A 1,747-nucleotide genomic window follows, 5' to 3' on the forward strand; every position below is an offset into this window, starting at 1 on the left:
GTGTTTAACGCTAATAGACTTTACGCTTTTTTAAGACATCTTGCGGTAAAGTCATTAACGTTGTTCTCGCTTTCGTGTTTGGCTCAAAAGTCACGGTTTGGTTAGTCGTGTTGCTGGGCGCTCTTTAGTTCTACGGTTGGGCTGCCTAATCTTAAAAGTGCTTGTTTTCGTTGGTAGTTTTCCGCTACCATCAAATAACAAGATAATTCAAATCGGACACGTAACAGTTGGCCATCGCTTCGCGATTATAGCCAATGTTACTTTGCCGTTTAATATAAACGTTATGTGTACAAAGGAGTCTGCTGTTAAATTCGAAGTGTTTTTAATCTTATCAACGTTTTTTGGTTTGTTGCATGTAGGAACTTTTTTATATTTAAAGAAAACTGGTTCTCATAAAACTTTATACAACGAGCTGAAAATATCTAAATGGTTAATTGCTTTGATGCTATTAATGGGCTTTATGTTAGGTGCTATTTATAACAACAATATTCTATTTGATGAATCTCAGTTAAGGAAAACAGTAACTCTTATATTATTTACGTTTTCTGTGCCTTTCACTATTGTTGGATTTGCATGGATTCGGGCGATGAGTCCTGTATTATTTAGGCAGTTATTAAGCGTGTTTAAAAAAGGTTAAGTGTAAAGTACACATAACAAGTCATTAAAGCAGGAAAATTTACAGTTGGCTGTTTTCACTGCGTTCAACATTTTAGCCAACTATAAATTTCCTCTTAATGAGGCGTTAGGTATACAGGAGTTTAATCAGGAAGATGAGCATTATCGTAACTACTATTTGCCTAATCATAGCGATTCAATTTTTTGTGTTTGCATATCTGCGAAAATCAAATAGTCACTTGTTAAATACAGGCGCTTTAAAGTTACCGCAATTCTTTACGTTCAAACGTCTTGTTATTTTGGGGTGTGTTTTTACATTAATGTTATTTGTAAGGCTGTATAGTAATATCTATATGTAAATCAGTAATGTATACCTAACAAGGCGCTCAAGAGGGAAAATTTACAGTTGGCTGTTTTCACTCCGTTCAACATTTTAGCCAACAATAAATTTCCCCTTAGCGGGGCGTTAGTTTTATTATCAAAGTGTGGACATTAAAAAGGATGAATGGATATGGGCGAATGGTCTGATTATTTCGAAGACTTCCCTGAAGAAGCACCTCAACCACCGAGCGCTGAGGAAAGAGCAAAAGAAAAATTTGATTCTGAAATCAAAGATATGAATGCAGATGCATTTGCTTTAATAGCCAAAACAAAGAAAAAGGCTATTGATGCGGCTCAACTACAAAAGAAACAATTTCTTGAGTCGATTGATTACTGCCCTCAATGTGGTGAAAAAGAGTTAAATGTCTATAAATTAGAGAACAAAACTTATCTATGTGAGTGCCAAGATTGTGGTATTTATGGTTCAGGAGATAATTTTTCCGCAGCATTACATAAAACGGCGTCAGCAATCGGGGATAATATCGATTGGAGAGACGGTTCATTATTTTCAGTCAGCACAAAATAAAACTAACAAGTTGCTCAAACGGACACGTACAGTTTGCTCGCGCTTCGCGCATTTTAGCAAATTGTACTTAGCCGCTTAGCAAGGCGTTATTTGGCAACACGAAATCGAGTTATTATTTTATTGTAAGAACAGTGTTTTCAAGGTTAGTTTGGTGGGTTACGCCTCAGTTTTCGCCTAACCGTTTTGGTGTTTGTCGTTAATAGACTTTACGCTTTTTAAGACACC

2 protein-coding genes are annotated in these 1,747 nt (G+C 36.1%); both read left to right on the forward strand.

Annotated elements, in window-relative coordinates; all coding sequences use genetic code 11:
* Positions 1 to 97 precede the first annotated feature (97 nt).
* Positions 98 to 637 carry a hypothetical protein gene (locus D1094_RS18555; protein WP_147361104.1) on the forward strand — a complete coding sequence of 180 codons (540 nt, stop codon included), beginning with the start codon at positions 98 to 100 and terminating at the stop codon, positions 635 to 637.
* 489 nt (positions 638 to 1,126) lie between these two features.
* The gene (locus D1094_RS18375; protein ID WP_118961549.1) at positions 1,127 to 1,522 is read left to right on the forward strand and encodes a hypothetical protein; all 396 of its coding nucleotides are present in this window, start codon (positions 1,127 to 1,129) and stop codon (positions 1,520 to 1,522) included.
* The last annotated feature ends 225 nt before the right edge of the window (positions 1,523 to 1,747 follow it).

The sequence above is a fragment of the Colwellia sp. RSH04 genome (assembly GCF_003545765.1).
Lineage (GTDB): Bacteria > Pseudomonadota > Gammaproteobacteria > Enterobacterales > Alteromonadaceae > Colwellia.

Bases quoted from the DNA above. Each gene is read 5' to 3' on its own strand.
- D1094_RS18375 (WP_118961549.1), top strand. From the start codon at position 1,127: ATGGGCGAATGGTCTGATTATTTCGAAGACTTCCCTGAAGAAGCACCT.